This is a genomic window from Streptomyces sp. NPDC014891 (assembly GCF_043081085.1).
Taxonomy (GTDB): Bacteria; Actinomycetota; Actinomycetes; order Streptomycetales; family Streptomycetaceae; genus Streptomyces.
In genome coordinates this window covers 106,222-123,302 of record NZ_JBIBWF010000001.1, presented here as the reverse complement: position 1 = coordinate 123,302, position 17,081 = coordinate 106,222, and the positions used below count along the sequence as shown (strand labels likewise).

Here is a 17,081-nt window from a genome sequence, read left to right as displayed (position 1 = left end):
ACGCCGCCGGTCCTTCCCGCCCCTGCTCCCCACGAGGGGCGCACCCCGGGAAACGGGAGGTGGAACGCCATGGGAATCGTCAAGGCCGCACTCACGCGGATCAGCGGGCTCATGAAGGAGTCCGACGGGAAGGCGCTGCAGAATCCCGACCTCCGCGCGGAGGGACGCCGACTGCGGGAGGACGGCAAGGCCGAAGCAGCCGCTGAGCGGAAACGGCGAGAGCGCGGGCAGCACCCCCGCTAGCGCGAGATTCCGGCCTCGGCCGGCGGGCCTGCTCCCGGGGGCGTCGTTGTCAGTGGGGCCCTGCATGATCGGCCCATCAGCCGTCGCCGAGGGTGGGGATGCAGCATGCCGATCATGAACAACCAGGTGGCGGGTCACGCGTTCCTGCGACCGATGTACGACGACGCGTACTTCCCCGACCGGGTGGTGGCCCTGGGCGAGGCGATCCTGCTGGGCCTGTGCGCACGCGTCGAGGCCGAGCGCCCTTCCGACCTCCCGAGCCTGTACGCGCTCACCCGGGCGGCGACGGAGGAGTTCAACGTACTGGAGGAGGAGTTCGTGGCGGCCGGGAGCGAGATCGAGACGGTCGCGCGCGAGTCGATCTGTGAGGAGTTCTCCTTCGTGGCGTCGGCCTACGGGTTCCCCGGCGCGGATGCGGAACAGCTGACCGCCGGCCGCGACTGGTGAGGAGGCCGGAGCCGCCGGGAGGTTCCACGAGTGGGCCGGTGCCGCCACGCGGGCCGGGCCCCCGGGTCCCGGCCGCCCAGGCTCGGCCGGCCCGCTCCAGGCGGCCCACTCGCGCTCAGCGGGGTGTGAGCAGGCAGAACTCGTTGCCCTCCGGGTCGGCCAGGATCGTCCAGTGGATCTCGGACTGGTCGACGCCGGGGTCGGTGGCGCCCAGGGCGCGCAGCCGGGCCGCCTCCGCCGCCAGGTCCTCACCGGGGTAGGGCGCGACGTCGAGGTGGACGCGGTTCCACACGGACTTGCTGTCGGGGGTGCGTACGAGCTCCAGGTACGGCCCGACGCCCAGGGCGGACCGGAGGGTCGCGCGGTCGTCCGCCGCCTCGTGCAGGGTCCAGTCCATCGCCCCGTCCCAGAACAGGGCCAGCGCGCGCGGGTCGGCGCAGTCGACGACCACGGCGGCGATCGGCCCGGTGTCCCGGTAGACCGACCGGGGCTCCAGGACGCAGAACTCGTTGCCCTCCGGGTCGGCCATCACCACCCAGGGGACGTCGCCCTGCCCCACGTCGGCGAGCGTCGCGCCGAGGTCCTTCAACCGGGCGACCAGCTCGGCCTGATGATCCGGCGAGGTGGTGGCGAGGTCGATGTGCACCCGGTTCTTCACCGTCTTGACCTCGGGGCGGGCGATGATGTCGATGCAGACGGCCGCGGGATCGGGGTAGGCGAAGCCCAGGGGTTCGAGGTTGGTGACACCGGGCCCCTCGCTGTCGACACCCCAACCGAGGGCCTCCGCCCAGAACCGCCCGAGCGCGGCATCGTCCTGGGCCTTCACGTTGATCTGCACGAGTCGTGTTGCCATGCCCGGGATCCTAGGAGCCGCGGGACCGCCGCGGCGACCGGAGAACGGGCCGCGCGCCCCCGGCGGAGCTGACACCATGCGGTGTCATGGCAGACGACACCCCCAGCGGGTTCCAGGCGGGGCAGACCGCCCTCATCGTGCGGATTCCCGAGGCGGAGCCGGCTGTCCGGGCGTGGCGTGAGCGGTTCGGCGGCTCGGCCCGGGTCGAGGTACCCGCTCACGTCACCGTGCTGTTCCCGTTCCTCGAAGCGAGCCGGGTGGACACCGGCGTCCACGCCGCTCTGGCGGACGTGCTGGGGGGCCATCCCGCGTTCGACGTGCGGTTCGAGCGGTGCGGGCGGTTTCCGGGAGTCCTTCACCTCGTCCCCGAGCCCGACGCCCCGTTCCGGCGGCTCACGGAGGCGATCGTCGGCCGCTGGCCCGAGGCGCCGCCGTACGGCGGCCGGTTCGGCGAGGTCGTCCCGCATCTGACCGTCGCCCAGGGCGAGGACGACGCCTTCCCGGCGGCGGGCGAGGCCGACTTCGCCCCAGGACTTCCCTTCTCGTCGCACGTCTCGGCGGTCGAGCTCATCGCCCACGACGGTGTGGAGTGGCGGGTCCGGGAGACGTTCCCGCTCGCCGGCCCCGGCATGCCCTGAGAGCGCTCGACCGGAGCCGCCGCAGGCCGCGGCCGACGGCGCGTTAGGCTGCCGGCAGTCGGTGAACGGGGGCATGACATGTGGCGGCGAGGCATACGGGCGGTCACGCTCGGCGCGGTCCTGGTGGGGGGCCTCGCCGGCTGCGGTTCCGAGATCGCAGGAACGGCCGGGAATGCCGGGACCGCCGGTACGGCGACCGCCGCCGGCACGGCCTGGACGCGCGCCGCCCCGATGCGCATCGACGGCGTGTCCACCGCCGACGGCGGCCGGTCGCTGGTCGTCGACGCCGACGTGCCCGATGGGGCAGGCCCCTGTGTGCGCGACCTGAGCGGGCGGGTGGACACCGTCGAGAACGGCACCGTCTACGTCACGGTCACGTTCGAGTCCCCTTCCCAGGACCGGGAATCCGGCTGCACCGGCACGCGGCGGGTCCAGGCGGAGGTGGCCATGGACGAGCCGCTGGGCTCCCGCACGGTCATGGTCAACAGCCGGGACGTGTACACCCCCGCCGGCGCCACTCCGCCCGCGCTGCGTGCCTGCGGCGAGAACGGCTGCGACCCCACACCTCCGCGCTGCACCTCGGCCTCCTACCGGCAGGCCGTCGACGACACGGACATCCCCGCGCACACGAGCTGGGACGCACGCGGCTGCGACGACACATGGCTTGTGCTGGACCTGTCGACCCGGATGGGACCGGCCTGCGGTGACCCCGGCGACGGCTGCCCCTCCTCGGCGATCTCCCAGCGCTGGTTCTACCGGGCCGAGCCCGCGGGCTGGCGACCGGTCACCATGAACCGTGAGGCGGGCTGTGCGGGCATCCACCGCACCCTGCCGGAACTGCCTGAGCGCCTCTGCACGTCGCTGCCGCGACTCGACCGGGACTGACCCGCCCCGAGGCCTCAGGCCCGTCGCCCGCCGCCAGGGCCCGGACCTCGGGATCGGGATGGTCGACGAGGCGGCACAGGCCGGTGCGGGGGAACGCGGGCAGGGCCGGCAGGTGCGGCCGGTGCGCCGGGCGCGCGACGAAGACGTCCAGGAGGAGGCGCGGCGGGGCCGGCGGGTGGTGGCAGGCCAGGTGGATCCGTACCGCCTCGTCGTCGTCCAGGGCCAGTACCGCGACGAGTTCCGCGGGCAGCCCCGGCCGGCTCGCCGCCACCTCGTCGCCGGCCCCGGCCGCGCACGGGGCCTCGGGACGGCCACCCAGGGGCCTGCCCGGAGTCATCCCGTCGGCGCGAGATCCGCCCAGAGGGCCGAGGCGTCGGGGGAGAGGGGGGTGAGCCCCGCCCGCACCGCGTCGTCGCCCGCGTCCCACCACGAGCCTCCGCCCGGACCCACCGCGTCGCTGCCGGCCTGCCACCTGCCGCGGAGCGCGAGGAGGACTCCGGCGTGTCCGGTCCGCGGGACGATCCGGTCGGTCACGCGTTCCACCCGAGCCGCCCAGCGGCCGCGCCGCACCATGACGTTCAGTACCCGGCAGCTCCCGCCGGAGAGTTCGGCGGAGAGTTCGAGGTCGCCGGCGAAGGCGAACGGCTCACCCGCGTGCTCCAGGAGACGGTCGAACACCCCCGGACAGCTCAGCCGGACTCCTCGGCCCGACAGCAGGGTGAGCGTGCGGTCGACCCCGCCGAACGCCGAGAACGGTCCGTCCCGGTCGATGTCGGCGACGCTCGCCCGCCACTGGAACTCCTCGGCCCCTGCCGGCCGGGAGACGATCTCTCGCGTCACCCCACCGCCGTTGCGCCACCGACCGGGCGTCAGCGTCTCGAGGTCGAAGGGGCGCATGGGCGAACTCCTGGGGCTTCGGGTGGTGCGGGGCCGGTTCGACCCCGCCGGTGCGGCGACATCAGGCCGACGGCATCCGGCCGCCGGTCTTCCACGCTCAGAGGTGCCGGTCGAGGAACTCCCCGACCTCGCCGGTGCTCATGGGGCCCGCGCGGTGCGCCACCGCCTCCCCGTCCCTCACCAGAGCCAGGGACGGCGCCGAGGTGATCCCGTACCGCTTCGTCGCCGCCGGGCAGCGCGTCATGTCGGCGCGTACGGCGGTCACCCGCCCCGCGTACGCGTCGGCGATCCCGCCCACGACGAGGTCCATCGCCCGGCAGGCGTCCAGCGCCTTGGGCCACGTCCCGATGAAGTACGCGAGTACCGGGACACCACTCGCGCCGAGGATGAAGTCGAACTCCGCATCCTCACGCGGCTGATGCATCCGCTTCGCCATGACACTCCTGACCTCGTGTTCCGTCGTCCACCCCCATCATCCCCGAGCGGAACCGGCCGCGCCCCCGACCCGGTCCGGACACCGGCCCGGTCTCCCGTCCGACCCGCCTTCCCAAGGCTCCCGCAGCGCGTGCGCGAGGTGGTCGCAGAGGACGGGCAGCCAGTCCGGGCGCGCGTTCCCGAGGAGGTGGTCGCCGTGCGGGACGGTCAGGTACGAGGCCCGCGGCGCCAGCCGGGCCAGTGACTCGCCGTTCGCGACACCGGGCATGACGTCCTCGCCGCCGTCCACCACGAGGAGCGGCGCCGCGATACGGGGCGCCAGGTCGGTGAGGTCCACGCACCGGGCGAACTCCCGGGCCTCCCCGGCTCCGCCGGTACGCCCCGCCAGAAGCTCCCGAATCCCCGGGGACAGCCGGTCCCAGTCGAGCCGGAAGGGGCCGCTCACGGTCGCGACGGCCGCCACGCGCGGCTCGAACGCGGCGGCCCGGGCGGCGAAGTAGCCCCCCAGGCTCATCCCCACGAGCCCGACGCGCGCGGCCCCCAGCGCGTCGGCCACCCGGCCCACGACCCGCTCGTAGTCCGCCGTGAAGGTGCTGGTGGCCGCGAGCACCCCTTGGCCCGGACCGTCCAGGGCGAACACCGCCAGGCCCCGGGCCAGCAGCGCGGACGCGAGATCGAGGAACTCCTCCTTCGCCGAGTTCAGACCCGGCACCACGATCACGGTGCCCGGAGCGTCGGCCGGTCCGCGCAGCCAGCCGGTGAACCCGTCCCCGCTCACCCGCCGCGCGCCCGGCTCCAGCAGCGCGAGAGCCCTGCCCGCCGCCTCGTCCGCCGCACGCGCGGCACGGTCGGCGTCCGGATACGGCGCCAGCGTGGCCACGTGGAACCATCGGGCCGCCGCCAGCAGGTGCTCGCCCGCCGAGCGTGCCGAGCACGCGTCCGCCGCGCGCCGGAGGTGGCCGTCTCCGGCGCCCACGCAGGCGGGGCCCCAGTCGGCGAGGGAGCCCAGCCCCGCCACGAGACGCCGGTACTCATGGGGGTCCACGCCTGCGCCGAGGACGCGGGTCCACTGGTCGGCGGCGAACCGGGCGGCGCTCATCGGGTTCCTCCGGTCGTCGGTACGGCCCTGCCACGTCCCACGGGAGTCGGTTCTCGCATGGGCATGATCGAACCTCGCCCACGGCCCGCCGATCCAACAACGAAGCGGCATGATCGACAACCGATGGTTGTCGCCTAAGGTGGCGGCCATGGATCTCGACGTCGCCCAGGTGCGCGCCTTCGTGCGCACCGCCGAGGAACTCCACTTCGGCCGGGCGGCGGGGACGCTCGCGATCTCCCAGCAGGCGCTGTCGAAGCGGATCGCGCGGCTGGAGTCCCTGCTCGGCACCACACTCCTCCACCGGGGCGGCAGCAGCGTACGTCTCACCGCGGCCGGGCAGCGCTTCCTGCCGCCCGCGCGGCAGGTCGTGGCCGCCGCCGACGCGGCGGTCGCGGCGGTGTCCGGGACGGAGCAGCCCCTGCGCGTCGACGTCTGGGGCCACCTCTACGCCCCGCTGCGGAGCCTGGCGCGGATCGCGGGACGCGCCGGCGAACTGGTCCTGGGGCACGGCCGCGACCTGCCCTCCGTGGCGACGGCGCTGCTGCGGGGCGACATCGACGCGGCGTTCGGCCGCGTCCATCCTCCCCTGCCCGAGGGGCTGACCCACCGCCTCGTCCGCCTCGAACCGGTGGACGCCGTCCTGAGCGCGGACCATCCGCTGGCCGCGGAACCGGCCCTGCGGCCGGAGCAGTTGCGCGACGGCACGCTGTGGGCGCCGGGCGCCCTGGACCGGCTGGACTTCCTCCGGTGCTTCGTCGAACGGTTCGGGATCCGCGGAACGACCGAGGGCGTCAACCTCGGGCTCGCGCACTTCCTCGCCGAGGTGGCGGCCGCTCCGCGCGGCTTCTCCCTGATGCCCGCCGACGTGCCGCTGCCGGAGGTCCCCGGACTGCGGTCCGTTCCCCTGGTCGATCCCACTCCGCTGTACGCGTGGTCGCTGCTGTGGCGCTCGGGGAGCGGCCACGCGGGGCTGCGCGGACTCGCCGCGGCCTGCGCGGAGGAGGCGGGGCGCAGCCGGTGGCTGGAGTACGACCCGGAACGGGACTGGCTGCCGGGCCCGCCGCCGGCGTGACCGGAAACCGAATCACCGGCCGCGTCGTCTTGGGAACGGGGCGGACGGCACGACGGACCAAGCGGGCAGAGGACACGGTGGACACGGACACGGACACGGGTACGGGCGCAGATCCGGACACGGTGGCGCGCCCGGGCAGGGACGCGAGGGCGGCGGCGAAGGCGCGGCCGGCCTGGCGGGCGCGCGGGCGGCTCACGGCCGGGCTCGCGGTGCTGACGGCCGGAGCGATGGTGTTCCACGGCGTGGTGCCGAACTCCGCGGGCCGCGTGGGCAGCCTGGTCGAATCGTTCCTGCCCTGGCTCGGCCTGCCGGTCGTCGCGCTGCTCGCCGCGGCGCTGCTCCGCCGCTCGGCCGTCGCCCTGGCGGCGCTGCTGCTGCCCACCGCCGCCTGGACGTACCTCTTCGGCGGGCTGCTGCTGCCCGGCGGGGAGCCCGGGCCCGACGACCTGCTCGTGGTGCAGCACAACGTCAGCGACGAGAATCCCGACCCGGCGGGCACGGCCCGTGCCCTGGCCGACGCCGCCCCCGAACTCATCGCCCTGCAAGAACTGGTGCCGCCGGCGCTGGCGGTCTACGAGGAGGTCCTCGCCCCGGCCTACCCGTACCACGAGGTGCGCGGCACCGTCGGGCTGTGGTCACGGCATCCGCTCACCGACGCCGGACCGCTCGACATCAAGCCGCGGGGAATCGCAGGCCCTTGGAGCCGCGGGCTGCGGGCCGTGGTCCGCACTCCCCGGGGCGAGATCGCGGCCTACGTCGCACACCTGCCCTCGGTTCGGATACGGGGGACGGGCCTGGCGTCCGCCTCGCGCGACGAGAGCGCCGGGCTGCTGGGCAGGGCCGTCGCGAGGGAGCGGACGGAGCGGGTCGTCCTGCTCGGCGACCTCAACGGCACGGTCGACGACCGCGGGCTCGCACCGCTGACCTCACGGCTGGACACGGCGGAGCGCGGCTTCGCCTTCAGCTTCCCCGCCGCCTTCCCGGTGGCCCGGATCGACCAGGTCATGACCCGCGCGGCGACCGTCCGCCACCTCCGCACGCTGCCGGCGACCGGGAGCGACCACCTGCCGGTGGCCGGCCGCATCACCCTGCGCTGAACCGACGTCCACCGGTGCCCGCCCACCGTTCGGGACGGCGGCGCCCCCGACCCACCGGAGCTCGCCGCACCCGACGGCGACAACTCGCCTCGCCGGCACGGGCACACGTGCGTCCGTGGTTCACTCGTCACACGTTCCGCACACCTTCGGCGAAGTGAGGGCCACCGTTGACCGTCCACGGGGATTCGATCGAATCGATGGAACAACTGACCGTGGCCTGGCGGACCATGGTGCTCGACCGGGACGGGGCCGCGGACGTCCGCGACCTTCCCGGCATCGCCGTGCGCTGGGCCGACTGCCGTTTCGCCTTCTGGAACTGCGTCACCCTGACCGACGTGGGAGCCGACGCGGCGCTTCTGGAGCGGCGTGTGCGCGAGGCCGCCGACGTCATGCGCGCGAAGAGGCGGCAGGGCTTCCTGTGGGTGTTCGAGGACCTGATCGCGGAGGAGGCCCGCGCGGGCCTGGAGCAGGCGGCCGACCGGGCCGGCCTGGTGCACGCCTTCCCGGGCACGGGCATGGCCGGGGACCTGGCACCCCTCCCGGAGCCCGTCCACCCGGACCTGACGTTCGTGCGCGTGTCGACCGACGAACACCTGGAGGCGTACGCGGACATCAACTCCCGGGCGTACGGCTTCTCCCTGGAGGACGGCCGGGACGGCATCGCCGGCTCCGCGCTCTGGAAGCAGCGGGTGCACGCCTACCTCGGCCTGAGGGACGGCGTACCCGTCACCTGCGCGGCGACGGTGGAGGCGGACGGCCGACTCTTCGTCGTCCTCGTCGCCACGGACCCGGAGTGGGAACGGCGAGGGTACGGCGAGGCCGTGACGCGGAAGGCGCTGTACGAGGGTGCCCGAGCCACCGGTCTGACGCGTGCCACCCTGCACGCGACCGTCGCGGGGGCGCCGGTGTACCCGCGCATCGGTTTCCGGCCGAATTCGCCGATGCGTTTCTTCGCGCTGAAGGGCTGAACGGGCCCGCCGGGCGGCTCGTACGGGACGCCTGGCATCCCGGCCGGGACGACGGACGGGCGTCTCAGCCGACCTGCTCCGGCTGGACGAGGGTGTACATGACGGACCGCTGCTGCTTGTGACGCTGGATGCGTCCCTTGGCGACGAGGGACTCCAGGGTGTTCCGTACGACCTGCGGAGTCGGGGTGCGGTCCGGGTGCCGCGTCAGGAGTTCGTCCCGCAGCTCCTTGGCCAGCCGCGGCTCCTCGTACCTGCCGAGCAGCTCAAGGAGAAGCCCCCCGAGCAGGGGCTGACGGGACGGCTTCTTCGCGGTGGCCTCGGGGGTGCCGGCCGCCGGGGCACGCCTGGGCGCGGCGGAGCGGCGCCCGCGGGAGCCGGCGGCCGGTCGCCCGGCCCGGGCGACGACCGGCTCGGCCTGCGACTGCTGGGGGAGCCGGGACGGGACGGCGGATCCCTCGTACTGCTGGGCGAGCTTGAGGATGTCGGTGAGGAGGGCCTCCTCGTGCCGCAACGTCGTGAGCCGCTCGGCGAGCTCCTGCTGCAGACGGCGATTCTCCGCCAGATCCGACCCGGCCTGTTCCACCAGACGGGTGGCGGTCGACTGGTTGGTCACGGTGCACTCACTCCCTCGGGACGCGTGGTGCTGCGCATGGTACCCACGCCCGGGGCCCGGCGCGGGTACCTCGGCGCCGGACGGCGGGCCCGGTGTGGCCACCTCCACGGGATCCCCTCCACGTGAGCACATGCCTCGACGTACCCCTGTGCTCACGTGTTCGTCCGTCCGGGCCGACGTCCGCCGACGCGAGCGCCGGCCGCTCACCCCACGGGGTCTCCCGTCTCCGTGAGCGTGCCGTCCGCCAGCCGCAGCCGGCGGTCGACGCCGATCCCGGCGAGGAACCGCTCGTCGTGGCTGACCACGAGGAACGCCCCCTCGTAGGAGTTCAGCGCTCCCTCCAGCTGGCCGACGCTGAGCAGGTCGAGGTTGTTCGTCGGCTCGTCGAGCAGCAGGAGGTGCGGCGCCGGTTCCGCGTACAGGACACAGGCCAGAGTGGCGCGCAGCCGCTCCCCGCCGGAGAGCACGCCGACCGGCAGGTGTGCCCTCCTGCCCCGGAAGAGGAAGCGGGCGAGGAGGTTCATCCGTTCCGCGTCCGGGCGCTCGGGGGCGGACGCGGCGAAGTTCTCGGCCACCGTCCGGTCAGGGTCGAGGAGGTCCAGCCGCTGCGACAGATAGGCGACCCGGCCGTCGTTGCGCCTGATCTCGCCGCCGTCCGGGGCGAGGTCGCCGGTCACGAGGCGCATCAGGGTCGTCTTTCCCGCGCCGTTGGGGCCGGTCAGGGCGATGCGCTCCGGGCCGCGGACCGTCAGGTCGACGCCGCCGGCGGCGAAGACGTCCCGGCCGCCGAGCCGCACCTGCATGCCCTGGCACAGGAACAGGTTGCGGCCCGCGGGCACGTGGGTGTCCGGCAGCTCCAGGGTGAGGAGCTGGTCGTCGCGGAGCGCGCGTCCGGCCTCGTCGAGGCGGGACCTGGCCTCGCTCACGCGGGATGCGTGCACCTGCCCGGAGCGGCCCGCGGACTCCTGCGCGCCTCGCTTCATGGTGCCCGCGAAGATACGGGGCAGGCCTGCGCTCTTGAGGTTCCGGGAGGCGTTGCTCATGCGTCGGTCGGCGCGTTCGCGGGCCTGCTGCATCTCCCGCTTCTCCCGCTTGAGGTCCTGCTCGGCGTTGCGGACGTTCTTCTCCGCCACCTCCCGCTCGGCCCGCACGGCGGCCTCGTACGAGGAGAAGTCGCCGCCGTGCAGCCGCAGTTCCGAAGCGCCGAGTTCGGCGATGCGGTCCATGCGGTCGAGGAGCGCCCGGTCGTGGCTGACCAGCAGCAGGCAGCCGGCGAAGTCCGAGAGCACGTCGTACAGCTGGTGCCGCGCCTCCAGGTCGAGGTTGTTGGTCGGTTCGTCGAGCAGGAGCACGTCGGGGCGCTTGAGCAGTCGGGCCGCGAGGCCGAGGGAGACCACCTGGCCGCCGCTGAGCGTGCGTAGGGTGCGGTCCAGTGCGAGATCGGCGAGGCCGAGGCGGTCGAGCTGGGCGCGGGTGCGCTCCTCGATGTCCCAGTCGTCGCCGATCGTGGTGAAGTGCTCGTCCGCGACGTCGCCGGACTCGACGGCGTCCAGAGCGCGGATCACCGCCGCGACGCCGAGCACCTCGGCGACGGTGAGGTCACTGGTGAGGGGAAGGCTCTGCGGCAGGTAGCCGACGATGCCGTCGGCCCGCACGGAGCCGGCCGCGGGTGCGAGCTCGCCCGCGACGAGCCGGAGCAGGGTGGACTTCCCGGAACCGTTGGGGGCGACCAGCCCGGTACGGCCCTGGGGCAGGCTGAAGGACAGGTCGTGGAAGACGGGGGTGTCGTCGGGCCACGAGAAGGAGAGGTTCGAGCAGACGACTGCGACGTCGGACATGGGGGAGACCTCGGAGGGACGGAGGGCAGAGCTCTGCCCAGGGCAGACAGGGGGAAGGGGGTACGACGGGACGGACCACCTCGGCAGCGCTCCCGAGCGCCGGCCGGTGGCCGTCAGAACCGGGTCTCACCCGGAGATGTCGTCCTCACCCACCACGTCTGTGACTCCTCGATGCACGGATACACGGTCTACGTGACGGGAAAGCCTAGCAGCCGGTCGACGCGACGCCCTGGTGATTCCGCCCGTACGCGAGCCTTCCGGTGCGGGGAGGGGACAGCCGTCACACGTGTCTTCTCCCGCGGGCGGCGACACACCTCATGAGGGCGCGTCCGAGAGCCGCCGCACCTGCCTCGGGACGACGTCGGTGACCCTCGTCCGCAGGCGTCCGCCGGACGGCGGCGAAGCGGTCCCGACGCCGCAGGCGTCACCCCGGCCTTCACGGCCTCCGGCCTGCGGAAACGGACAAGGAGAGCCCTCCGGTGACGGTCGAGGGGGTGACTATGATGAGGGAGGACCCGGCCGCACACGCGCGGTGCGCCGGGTGCCGGCGGACCCACGGACGGAAAGGTGAGCGGCATGAGCGACGTCTCCGAGGAGAGGGCCCTGCTGGCCGGCGGGTGCTTCTGGGGCATGCAGGACCTGATCCGGTCGCTGCCCGGAGTGCTGCGCACCCGGGTGGGCTACACCGGGGACGAGGACAAGCCCCACGCGACCTACCGCGACCACGGCCGGCACGCGGAGGCGATCGAGATCTTCTTCGACCCCTCGGTCACCGACTACCGGACGATCCTGGAGTACTTCTTCCAGATCCACGACCCCACGACCAGGAACCGTCAGGGCAACGACGTGGGGCTCAGCTACCGCTCCGCCATCTACTACGCCGACGACCGGCAGCGGTCCGTCGCCCAGGACACCATCGCCGACGTCGACGCCTCCGGTCTGTGGCCCGGACCGGTGGTCACCGAGGTCGAGCCGGCCGGTGCGTTCTGGGAGGCCGAGCCGGAGCACCAGGACTACCTGCTGCGCTACCCGGACGGCTACACCTGCCACTTCCCGCGTGCGAACTGGCGCCTGCCCAGGCGTGACGCCTCCTGAGCGGGCGCCGGCGGCAGGACGCACGAGCGTGCACGGAGCGGAGAGGGGCGGGGCGCCGGACAGCGGGAGGCGCGGGTTCCCCGACAGCCCGGCGTGGATGTGTCTGAGCATCCTGGTCTTCGGCTGGGCCGCGGGCAGCGGCGGCACTCCGTTCCCGGTGCGCATCGCCGCGGCGCTCCTGCTGGTCGCGTGGGCGGGCCTGTCGGCCCGGCATCTCCTCCGCCGGTCCCGCGACCGCGAACCCTCCCCGCCGGACGCCCCGGCACCCTGACCGGCGCCCGCCCTCCCCGGCCCTGACGCCCCTGCGTACGGGTGGACTTCGGGGGCCGGGCCCGGTACCGGGCCCCGACGCCCCGCCGTCGGGGCCCCGTCGCCGTCAGGGCTCCAGCACCTCCACGTGGTCGCCGACCGCGACCACGAGGACCCGCGAACCCGGCTCCGTGGTGCGCCAGCGGTGCCGCACGCCCCCGGACACCAGGAGCGTGTCCCCGCGCCCCAGCCGGTGGATCCGGCCGTCGGCCTCCACCTCCACCGAGCCGTCCGCCACGTACATCAACTCGTCGTTGCGGTGCCGGAACTCGCGATCCGCCTCGTGCTCGCCGACGAACTCCAGCGCGTGGATCTGGTGGCGTCCCCGTACCACCGGGCGGACGCGTGCCTCCCGGTCCAGGCCGCTCTCGTCGCCGGCGCGCACCACGTCGACCGCGCGCGTCTCGTCCGACGCCGCCAGCAGTTGCACCGCCGTGGTGCCGAGCGCGTCCGCGATCCGTTGGAGCGACCGCATGCTCGGGCGTGCCCGGTCGTTCTCGATCTGGCTGAGGAACGGCGAGGAGAGGCCGCTGAGCCCCGCCACGTCGGCGAGCGTCAGATCGAGCGCCCTGCGCCGGCGGCGTACCGCAGCCCCCACCCGCGGGGCGTCCGTGCTCTCGGCGTCCATGGTGTTCCCGTCCTTCCCCCGCCCGGCGGCGCCGTTCTCCCTGGTCGACGGCGCCTGAAGGCACCCTACGCGGCGCACCGCGGGAACTCGGGAACGGTTTCGTACTCCCGACACACGCCCGTCACACAACGCTCCTAGGGTCAAAGTCAGTTGTTCTCATCAAAGAAAGTTTGAAGCGAGGAGCGCGAACGTGCCCACCATCGACCAGAACTCACGCCGCCGTCGTCCCGTCGGCCTCATCGCCCTCGACGAGACGGCCGTGTCCGACGGCTACACCCTCTACGCCCCGCTCACCGGAACCGGCGAGGTCTACCTGATCGACCTCCACGGCCGTGTCGTCCACCGCTGGGACCTGCCGTACCGCCCCGGCCGCCACGCCCGCCTGCTCGCCGACGGCACCCTCGCCTACAACGGCGTCCTTCCGGGCGAGCCCGCCCTCTTCCCCATGTGGCACAAGTACCGCGGCGGCGTCATGCTCCGCGCCGCGCCCGACGGCACGGTCCTGCGGGAGCACCGCGACCCGCTCCAGCACCACGACGCCCACCACCTCGACGACGGACGCGTCCTCTACACCGCCCTGGAGCCCCTGACCGGCGCCGAGGCCGCCGGCGTGCGAGGCGGTGTGCCCGGCTCCGAGGCCGGGGGCGACACCGTCTGGGCCGACACCGTCAAGGAGGTCGGCCCGGACGGCGAACTCCTCTGGTCCTGGCGGGCCTCGGAGCACCTCGACCGCGCGTCCTACCCGCTGCACGAGGCCTACGCCCGCGAGCACTGGCCCCTGATCAACAGCGTCACACCCCTGCGGGACGGCAACATCCTGGCCAGCCTCCGCAGCGTCTCGGCGGTCGTCGTCATCAGCCGTGAGACAGGGGAGGTCCTCTGGCGCAGCCGTCCCGGTGCGGTCAGCCAGCAGCACGCCCCCACCGAGCTGGAGGACGGCCGACTGCTCGTCTTCGACAACGGCGTCTTCCGACCGGGAAGCGACGTCCCCTACTCCCGCGTCATCGAGATCGACCGGACCAGCGGCGAGATCGCGTGGGAGTACCACGACCCCGCGCGCGAGTTCTTCTTCGCGCCCTTCATGGGATCGGCGCAGCGCCTGCCGAACGGCAACACCCTCGTCACCGACTCGCCGTCGGGGCGGCTCTTCGAAGTGACCGAGGACGGCTACCTCTGCTGGGAGTACGTCGTCCCGCACTTCGCCGGCTACGGCGAACAGGAGGTGCGGGGCCTCTTCCCGTCCGAGCCCAACGCCGTCTTCCGCGCCTACCGGTACGCGGCGGCGGACATCCCCTGGCTGGAGGCGACGTCGTGACGAGCACCCCGGAACCCCCGTCCCTCTCCACCCGGAAGCCCGGGCCGGCACCCGCCCCCGGGGCCGCGGTCGAAGCCGTCGACGCGCCGGTCCCCTGGCGGAGACTGGTGCCGCTCTCCGCCCAGCACGTGCTGGCGATGATCGCCGCCCCCGTCTCCACCGTGTTCCTCGTCGCCGGCACCCTGAAGATGCCGCCCGCCGCGACGGCCTCCCTGCTCAGCGCGGTCCTGCTGCTGTGCGGCGCGGGCGCCCTGCTGCAGTCCCTCGGCGTGTGGCGGATCGGCGGACGCCTCCCGTTCGTCATGCTGCCCGGCGGCGCGGCGACCGCGCTGTTCCTCCAGATCGCCCAGGAGCACGGGGCGGCGACCGCCACCGGAGCCGTCCTCCTGGCCGCCGCACTGCTGCTGGCCGTCCTGCCCCTGTACGCCCGTGTCGTACGGCTCTTCCCACCCCTGGTCATGGGCGTCACCGTGCTCCTCATCGGGATCGCGATGATCCGGGTCGCGGCCCGGCTCGTCACGGGCCCCGACGGCACCGGCGAGCCCCGCGCCGTACTCCTCGCCGCGCTCACGGTCGCGGCCACCGTCGCCGCGTACGTGTTCCTGCGCGGCGTCTGGCGCCAGACCTCCGTCCTCATCGGCATGGCCGCGGGCACCGTGGTGGCCGTGACCACCGGTCTGGGCTCCTTCGTCCCCGCCGTCGGCAGCGGCTTCGCACTCCCCGCCCTCCTGCCCTTCGGGACACCGCGGTTCGACCTGCTGGCCGCCCTCCCGCTCCTCGTGTTCAGCCTCACCACCCTGGCGGAGATCACCGGACAGACCGTGCTCAACAGCGAGACCGTCGGCCGCGTCCCCGCTCCCGAACGGGACGTCCCCCGCGTCGCCCGGGCCGACGCCGTCGTCTCCCTGGCCGGCGGGCTGTTCGGCACGTCCCTCATGGTCACCAGCGCCGAGAACATCGGCATCGGCCGGCTCACCGGGGTCCGCAGCCGCTTCGTCACCGCCGGGGCCGGAGCGCTCCTCGTCGTCCTCGGCCTGGCCACCCCCGTGTCCCGGGCCCTGGCCGGCATACCCGAGGCCGTCGTCGGGGGCTCCGCACTCGTCGTCTACGCCGTGATCGCCGTCATGGGCGTCGAGATGCTCCGCCGCGCCGACCTGTCCGGCAGCGGCACGGGCTCGCTGACCGCCGCGCTCGCCCTCACCGTGGGACTGCTCCCGCTCCTCACCCCCGACCTGTACGCGGGATTCCCGGGCTGGGCGCGGACCATCCTGGGCAGCGGCGTCGTCGCGGGCACCCTGACCGCCGTCCTCCTCACCCTGCTGCTCGGCCGTTTCGCCCCCGGAAACCGGGAGCCCGCGCCGCCGGACCCCCACGCACGGAAGTGAACCCCCGGACGCGGGGGAGCGCGTCAGCCGGCCGAAGCCGTGCCGCGCCGGTTGAAGGGAAGGCGGCCCAGCACGACCGCCATGCCGCAGGTGTCCGTGACCGCCGAGAACACCAGGCCCCCGGCGACTCCCGCCGACAGCACCTGGAACGCGGGATGGACCAGCAGCCCGAGCACCAGGCCCACCAGCACCAGGGTGCCCGCGGCGAAGCGCACCTGGCGCTCCATCCCCCAGATCCGGCCCACGGCCCCCGGCGGATACTCCAGCGGGTGACCGGCCGAGGCCCATCCCCGCGTGCCGCCGGTGAGGCTCGCCGCCGCGAGGCCGTGGGAGGCGAGGGCCGCGACGGCCTTCTCGGACCGGGCACCGGACGCGCAGACCAGCAGCAGCGGCCCGCGCGCGGTGGAGTCCCGCAGCTCCGGCAGCCGTTCCTCGATGCGCTCAAGGGGGACGTTGACGGCGCCGGGCAGCCGCCCGGACGCGAACTCGCCCGGCGTACGGACGTCGACGACGCTCAACTCGGGCAGCCGCGCCTCTGCTTCGCCGACGGTGAGGGAGGGGGATGCGCTCATGACGAACCTGCCCTTGGCAGTGACCGGGGACGACCCCGCACCGGGAGCGGCGGGGTCCGTGTCCGGGACACTAGACGTCCGCCCCCGTCAGGAGGCGACGGCGCCCCCCACTGCCACGAGCCCGCCATCCCGCCGCCACACCCCCGCAACACCACGGGCCGCGCCGTCACGTGCGGTGCTGCGTGGCCGCCGTCGGGAGGCGTTCGGCGACCTCGTCGCCCAGGCGCTCGAACTCGGACCTCAGGAAGGGGCCGGCGAGCCGCGCCAGGCCCTTGAACCGCAGCGACGCCCGGTAGTCGAGGCGGGTGACCGACGGGGACGCGGCCTCGAACGAGAGGTCGTCGGTGGCGGTCACCGTCTTGTTCTCCCCGACGAACACGAGCCGCGACGGCTCCCGCTCCACGAGCCGGTACTCCAGCTCCGTGGTGCGGCCGCGGAACCGGGAGGTGTTGCGCCAGCGGGCCCCGGGCCGCACGGGTCCCTCGTCCAGCCGCACGCACCGTACGGTCCCGGGATCCCACTCCTCGGTGCGGCTGAAGTCCTCCAGATAGGCGACGAGCTCGTCCAGGGGGAGCCCCACCACGAAGCTCCGTTCCACCGTGATCACCGTATGACCTCCGCCTTCTCGCGACCGTGACCGTCCCGGACGGGCGCCTGCCCCCGACGCCTGCCCCGAACCATTCCCGGTCCGG

The 17,081-nt window shown here is 74.0% G+C and carries 20 protein-coding genes; 11 read left to right on the top strand and 9 right to left on the bottom strand.

The genetic code is table 11. The features are described 5' to 3' along the window. The first annotated feature begins 69 nt into the window (after nucleotides 1-69). Both ACF09E_RS00590 and ACF09E_RS00585 read left to right on the top strand, forming a co-directional pair. Nucleotides 70-243, top strand: a complete 174-nt coding sequence (locus ACF09E_RS00590) for a hypothetical protein (RefSeq protein ID WP_392203138.1) — start codon at nucleotides 70-72, stop codon at nucleotides 241-243. 105 nt (nucleotides 244-348) lie between these two features. Then, nucleotides 349-690, top strand: a complete 342-nt coding sequence (locus ACF09E_RS00585; RefSeq protein WP_392203137.1) for a DUF5713 family protein — start codon at nucleotides 349-351, stop codon at nucleotides 688-690. Between the two features lie 115 nt (nucleotides 691-805). Here the strand turns inward: ACF09E_RS00585 and ACF09E_RS00580 are convergent, their stop codons facing one another. Then, entirely contained in the window at nucleotides 806-1,543 is a 738-nt protein-coding gene (locus ACF09E_RS00580; protein ID WP_392203136.1) for a VOC family protein, read from the bottom strand. Nucleotides 1,544-1,629: 86 nt separating this feature from the next. Here ACF09E_RS00580 and ACF09E_RS00575 point away from each other — a divergent pair, with 86 nt between their 5' ends. Continuing rightward, the gene (locus ACF09E_RS00575; RefSeq protein WP_392203135.1) at nucleotides 1,630-2,181 is read left to right on the top strand and encodes a 2'-5' RNA ligase family protein; all 552 of its coding nucleotides are present in this window, start codon (nucleotides 1,630-1,632) and stop codon (nucleotides 2,179-2,181) included. A 78-nt stretch (nucleotides 2,182-2,259) separates the two neighbouring features. Beyond that, nucleotides 2,260-3,066: a hypothetical protein gene (locus ACF09E_RS00570; protein ID WP_392203134.1), complete on the top strand. Its 807-nt coding sequence runs from the start codon at nucleotides 2,260-2,262 to the stop codon at nucleotides 3,064-3,066. A 333-nt stretch (nucleotides 3,067-3,399) separates the two neighbouring features. Here the strand turns inward: ACF09E_RS00570 and ACF09E_RS00565 are convergent, their stop codons facing one another. From ACF09E_RS00565 to ACF09E_RS00555, 3 genes are all read right to left on the bottom strand, one after another. After that, entirely contained in the window at nucleotides 3,400-3,963 is a 564-nt protein-coding gene (locus ACF09E_RS00565) for a HutD family protein (protein WP_392203133.1), read from the bottom strand. A gap of 97 nt (nucleotides 3,964-4,060) precedes the next feature. Beyond that, on the bottom strand, nucleotides 4,061-4,399 hold the full coding sequence (locus tag ACF09E_RS00560; protein WP_392203132.1) for a thioredoxin family protein: 339 nt from the start codon (nucleotides 4,397-4,399) through the stop codon (nucleotides 4,061-4,063). A 36-nt stretch (nucleotides 4,400-4,435) separates the two neighbouring features. Continuing rightward, nucleotides 4,436-5,497, bottom strand: a complete 1,062-nt coding sequence (locus tag ACF09E_RS00555) for an alpha/beta hydrolase family protein (RefSeq protein ID WP_392203131.1) — start codon at nucleotides 5,495-5,497, stop codon at nucleotides 4,436-4,438. Nucleotides 5,498-5,645: 148 nt separating this feature from the next. Between ACF09E_RS00555 and ACF09E_RS00550 the strand changes: the two genes are divergently transcribed. The 3 genes from ACF09E_RS00550 (at nucleotide 5,646) to ACF09E_RS00540 (ending at nucleotide 8,634) form a co-directional block, all read left to right on the top strand. Continuing rightward, the gene (locus tag ACF09E_RS00550) at nucleotides 5,646-6,569 is read left to right on the top strand and encodes a LysR family transcriptional regulator (RefSeq protein WP_392203130.1); all 924 of its coding nucleotides are present in this window, start codon (nucleotides 5,646-5,648) and stop codon (nucleotides 6,567-6,569) included. Between the two features lie 227 nt (nucleotides 6,570-6,796). Next, nucleotides 6,797-7,666, top strand: a complete 870-nt coding sequence (locus ACF09E_RS00545; protein WP_392203832.1) for an endonuclease/exonuclease/phosphatase family protein — start codon at nucleotides 6,797-6,799, stop codon at nucleotides 7,664-7,666. A 197-nt stretch (nucleotides 7,667-7,863) separates the two neighbouring features. Further along, complete coding sequence (locus ACF09E_RS00540; protein ID WP_392203129.1) at nucleotides 7,864-8,634, top strand: GNAT family N-acetyltransferase; 771 nt, start codon at nucleotides 7,864-7,866, stop codon at nucleotides 8,632-8,634. A 64-nt stretch (nucleotides 8,635-8,698) separates the two neighbouring features. Here ACF09E_RS00540 and ACF09E_RS00535 read toward each other — a convergent pair whose 3' ends face one another. Both ACF09E_RS00535 and ACF09E_RS00530 read right to left on the bottom strand, forming a co-directional pair. Further along, on the bottom strand, nucleotides 8,699-9,247 hold the full coding sequence (locus ACF09E_RS00535; protein ID WP_392203128.1) for a hypothetical protein: 549 nt from the start codon (nucleotides 9,245-9,247) through the stop codon (nucleotides 8,699-8,701). A gap of 203 nt (nucleotides 9,248-9,450) precedes the next feature. Further along, a complete protein-coding gene (locus ACF09E_RS00530; RefSeq protein WP_392203127.1) occupies nucleotides 9,451-11,085 on the bottom strand; it encodes an ABC-F family ATP-binding cassette domain-containing protein in 1,635 nt (544 codons plus the stop codon). A gap of 576 nt (nucleotides 11,086-11,661) precedes the next feature. Between ACF09E_RS00530 and msrA the strand changes: the two genes are divergently transcribed. Next, complete coding sequence (msrA, locus tag ACF09E_RS00525) at nucleotides 11,662-12,180, top strand: peptide-methionine (S)-S-oxide reductase MsrA (RefSeq protein WP_392203126.1); 519 nt, start codon at nucleotides 11,662-11,664, stop codon at nucleotides 12,178-12,180. Between the two features lie 97 nt (nucleotides 12,181-12,277). Next, nucleotides 12,278-12,451 carry a hypothetical protein gene (locus tag ACF09E_RS00520; protein WP_392203125.1) on the top strand — a complete coding sequence of 58 codons (174 nt, stop codon included), beginning with the start codon at nucleotides 12,278-12,280 and terminating at the stop codon, nucleotides 12,449-12,451. A 105-nt stretch (nucleotides 12,452-12,556) separates the two neighbouring features. On the opposite strand, the gene ACF09E_RS00515 is transcribed toward ACF09E_RS00520, so the two are convergent. Further along, a complete protein-coding gene (locus tag ACF09E_RS00515) occupies nucleotides 12,557-13,117 on the bottom strand; it encodes a helix-turn-helix domain-containing protein (RefSeq protein ID WP_392203124.1) in 561 nt (186 codons plus the stop codon). A gap of 190 nt (nucleotides 13,118-13,307) precedes the next feature. On the opposite strand from ACF09E_RS00515, the gene ACF09E_RS00510 reads away from it, so the two are divergent. After that, complete coding sequence (locus tag ACF09E_RS00510) at nucleotides 13,308-14,432, top strand: aryl-sulfate sulfotransferase (protein WP_392203123.1); 1,125 nt, start codon at nucleotides 13,308-13,310, stop codon at nucleotides 14,430-14,432. Continuing rightward, entirely contained in the window at nucleotides 14,429-15,817 is a 1,389-nt protein-coding gene (locus ACF09E_RS00505) for a uracil-xanthine permease family protein (protein ID WP_392203122.1), read from the top strand. The genes ACF09E_RS00510 and ACF09E_RS00505 overlap by 4 nt, the downstream gene beginning before the upstream one ends. Nucleotides 15,818-15,840: 23 nt before the next feature. On the opposite strand, the gene ACF09E_RS00500 is transcribed toward ACF09E_RS00505, so the two are convergent. Beyond that, entirely contained in the window at nucleotides 15,841-16,389 is a 549-nt protein-coding gene (locus ACF09E_RS00500) for a rhodanese-like domain-containing protein (RefSeq protein ID WP_392203121.1), read from the bottom strand. A gap of 166 nt (nucleotides 16,390-16,555) precedes the next feature. Further along, nucleotides 16,556-16,996 (bottom strand): SRPBCC family protein, encoded by a 441-nt coding sequence (locus ACF09E_RS00495; protein WP_392203120.1) that lies wholly within the window; start codon nucleotides 16,994-16,996, stop codon nucleotides 16,556-16,558. Between the last annotated feature and the right edge of the window lie 85 nt (nucleotides 16,997-17,081).

What these genes read in the sequence shown, in the direction of transcription:
- ACF09E_RS00530 (WP_392203127.1), bottom strand. Translation starts at nt 11,085, where the DNA reads ATGTCCGACGTCGCAGTCGTCTGCTCGAACCTCTCCTTCTCGTGGCCC.
- ACF09E_RS00545 (WP_392203832.1), top strand. Translation starts at nt 6,797, where the DNA reads ATGGTGTTCCACGGCGTGGTGCCGAACTCCGCGGGCCGCGTGGGCAGC.
- ACF09E_RS00500 (WP_392203121.1), bottom strand. Translation starts at nt 16,389, where the DNA reads ATGAGCGCATCCCCCTCCCTCACCGTCGGCGAAGCAGAGGCGCGGCTG.
- ACF09E_RS00515 (WP_392203124.1), bottom strand. Translation starts at nt 13,117, where the DNA reads ATGGACGCCGAGAGCACGGACGCCCCGCGGGTGGGGGCTGCGGTACGC.
- msrA (WP_392203126.1), top strand. Translation starts at nt 11,662, where the DNA reads ATGAGCGACGTCTCCGAGGAGAGGGCCCTGCTGGCCGGCGGGTGCTTC.
- ACF09E_RS00550 (WP_392203130.1), top strand. Translation starts at nt 5,646, where the DNA reads ATGGATCTCGACGTCGCCCAGGTGCGCGCCTTCGTGCGCACCGCCGAG.
- ACF09E_RS00580 (WP_392203136.1), bottom strand. Translation starts at nt 1,543, where the DNA reads ATGGCAACACGACTCGTGCAGATCAACGTGAAGGCCCAGGACGATGCC.
- ACF09E_RS00520 (WP_392203125.1), top strand. Translation starts at nt 12,278, where the DNA reads ATGTGTCTGAGCATCCTGGTCTTCGGCTGGGCCGCGGGCAGCGGCGGC.
- ACF09E_RS00540 (WP_392203129.1), top strand. Translation starts at nt 7,864, where the DNA reads ATGGAACAACTGACCGTGGCCTGGCGGACCATGGTGCTCGACCGGGAC.
- ACF09E_RS00560 (WP_392203132.1), bottom strand. Translation starts at nt 4,399, where the DNA reads ATGGCGAAGCGGATGCATCAGCCGCGTGAGGATGCGGAGTTCGACTTC.
- ACF09E_RS00570 (WP_392203134.1), top strand. Translation starts at nt 2,260, where the DNA reads ATGTGGCGGCGAGGCATACGGGCGGTCACGCTCGGCGCGGTCCTGGTG.
- ACF09E_RS00565 (WP_392203133.1), bottom strand. Translation starts at nt 3,963, where the DNA reads ATGCGCCCCTTCGACCTCGAGACGCTGACGCCCGGTCGGTGGCGCAAC.
- ACF09E_RS00555 (WP_392203131.1), bottom strand. Translation starts at nt 5,497, where the DNA reads ATGAGCGCCGCCCGGTTCGCCGCCGACCAGTGGACCCGCGTCCTCGGC.
- ACF09E_RS00590 (WP_392203138.1), top strand. Translation starts at nt 70, where the DNA reads ATGGGAATCGTCAAGGCCGCACTCACGCGGATCAGCGGGCTCATGAAG.
- ACF09E_RS00575 (WP_392203135.1), top strand. Translation starts at nt 1,630, where the DNA reads ATGGCAGACGACACCCCCAGCGGGTTCCAGGCGGGGCAGACCGCCCTC.
- ACF09E_RS00585 (WP_392203137.1), top strand. Translation starts at nt 349, where the DNA reads ATGCCGATCATGAACAACCAGGTGGCGGGTCACGCGTTCCTGCGACCG.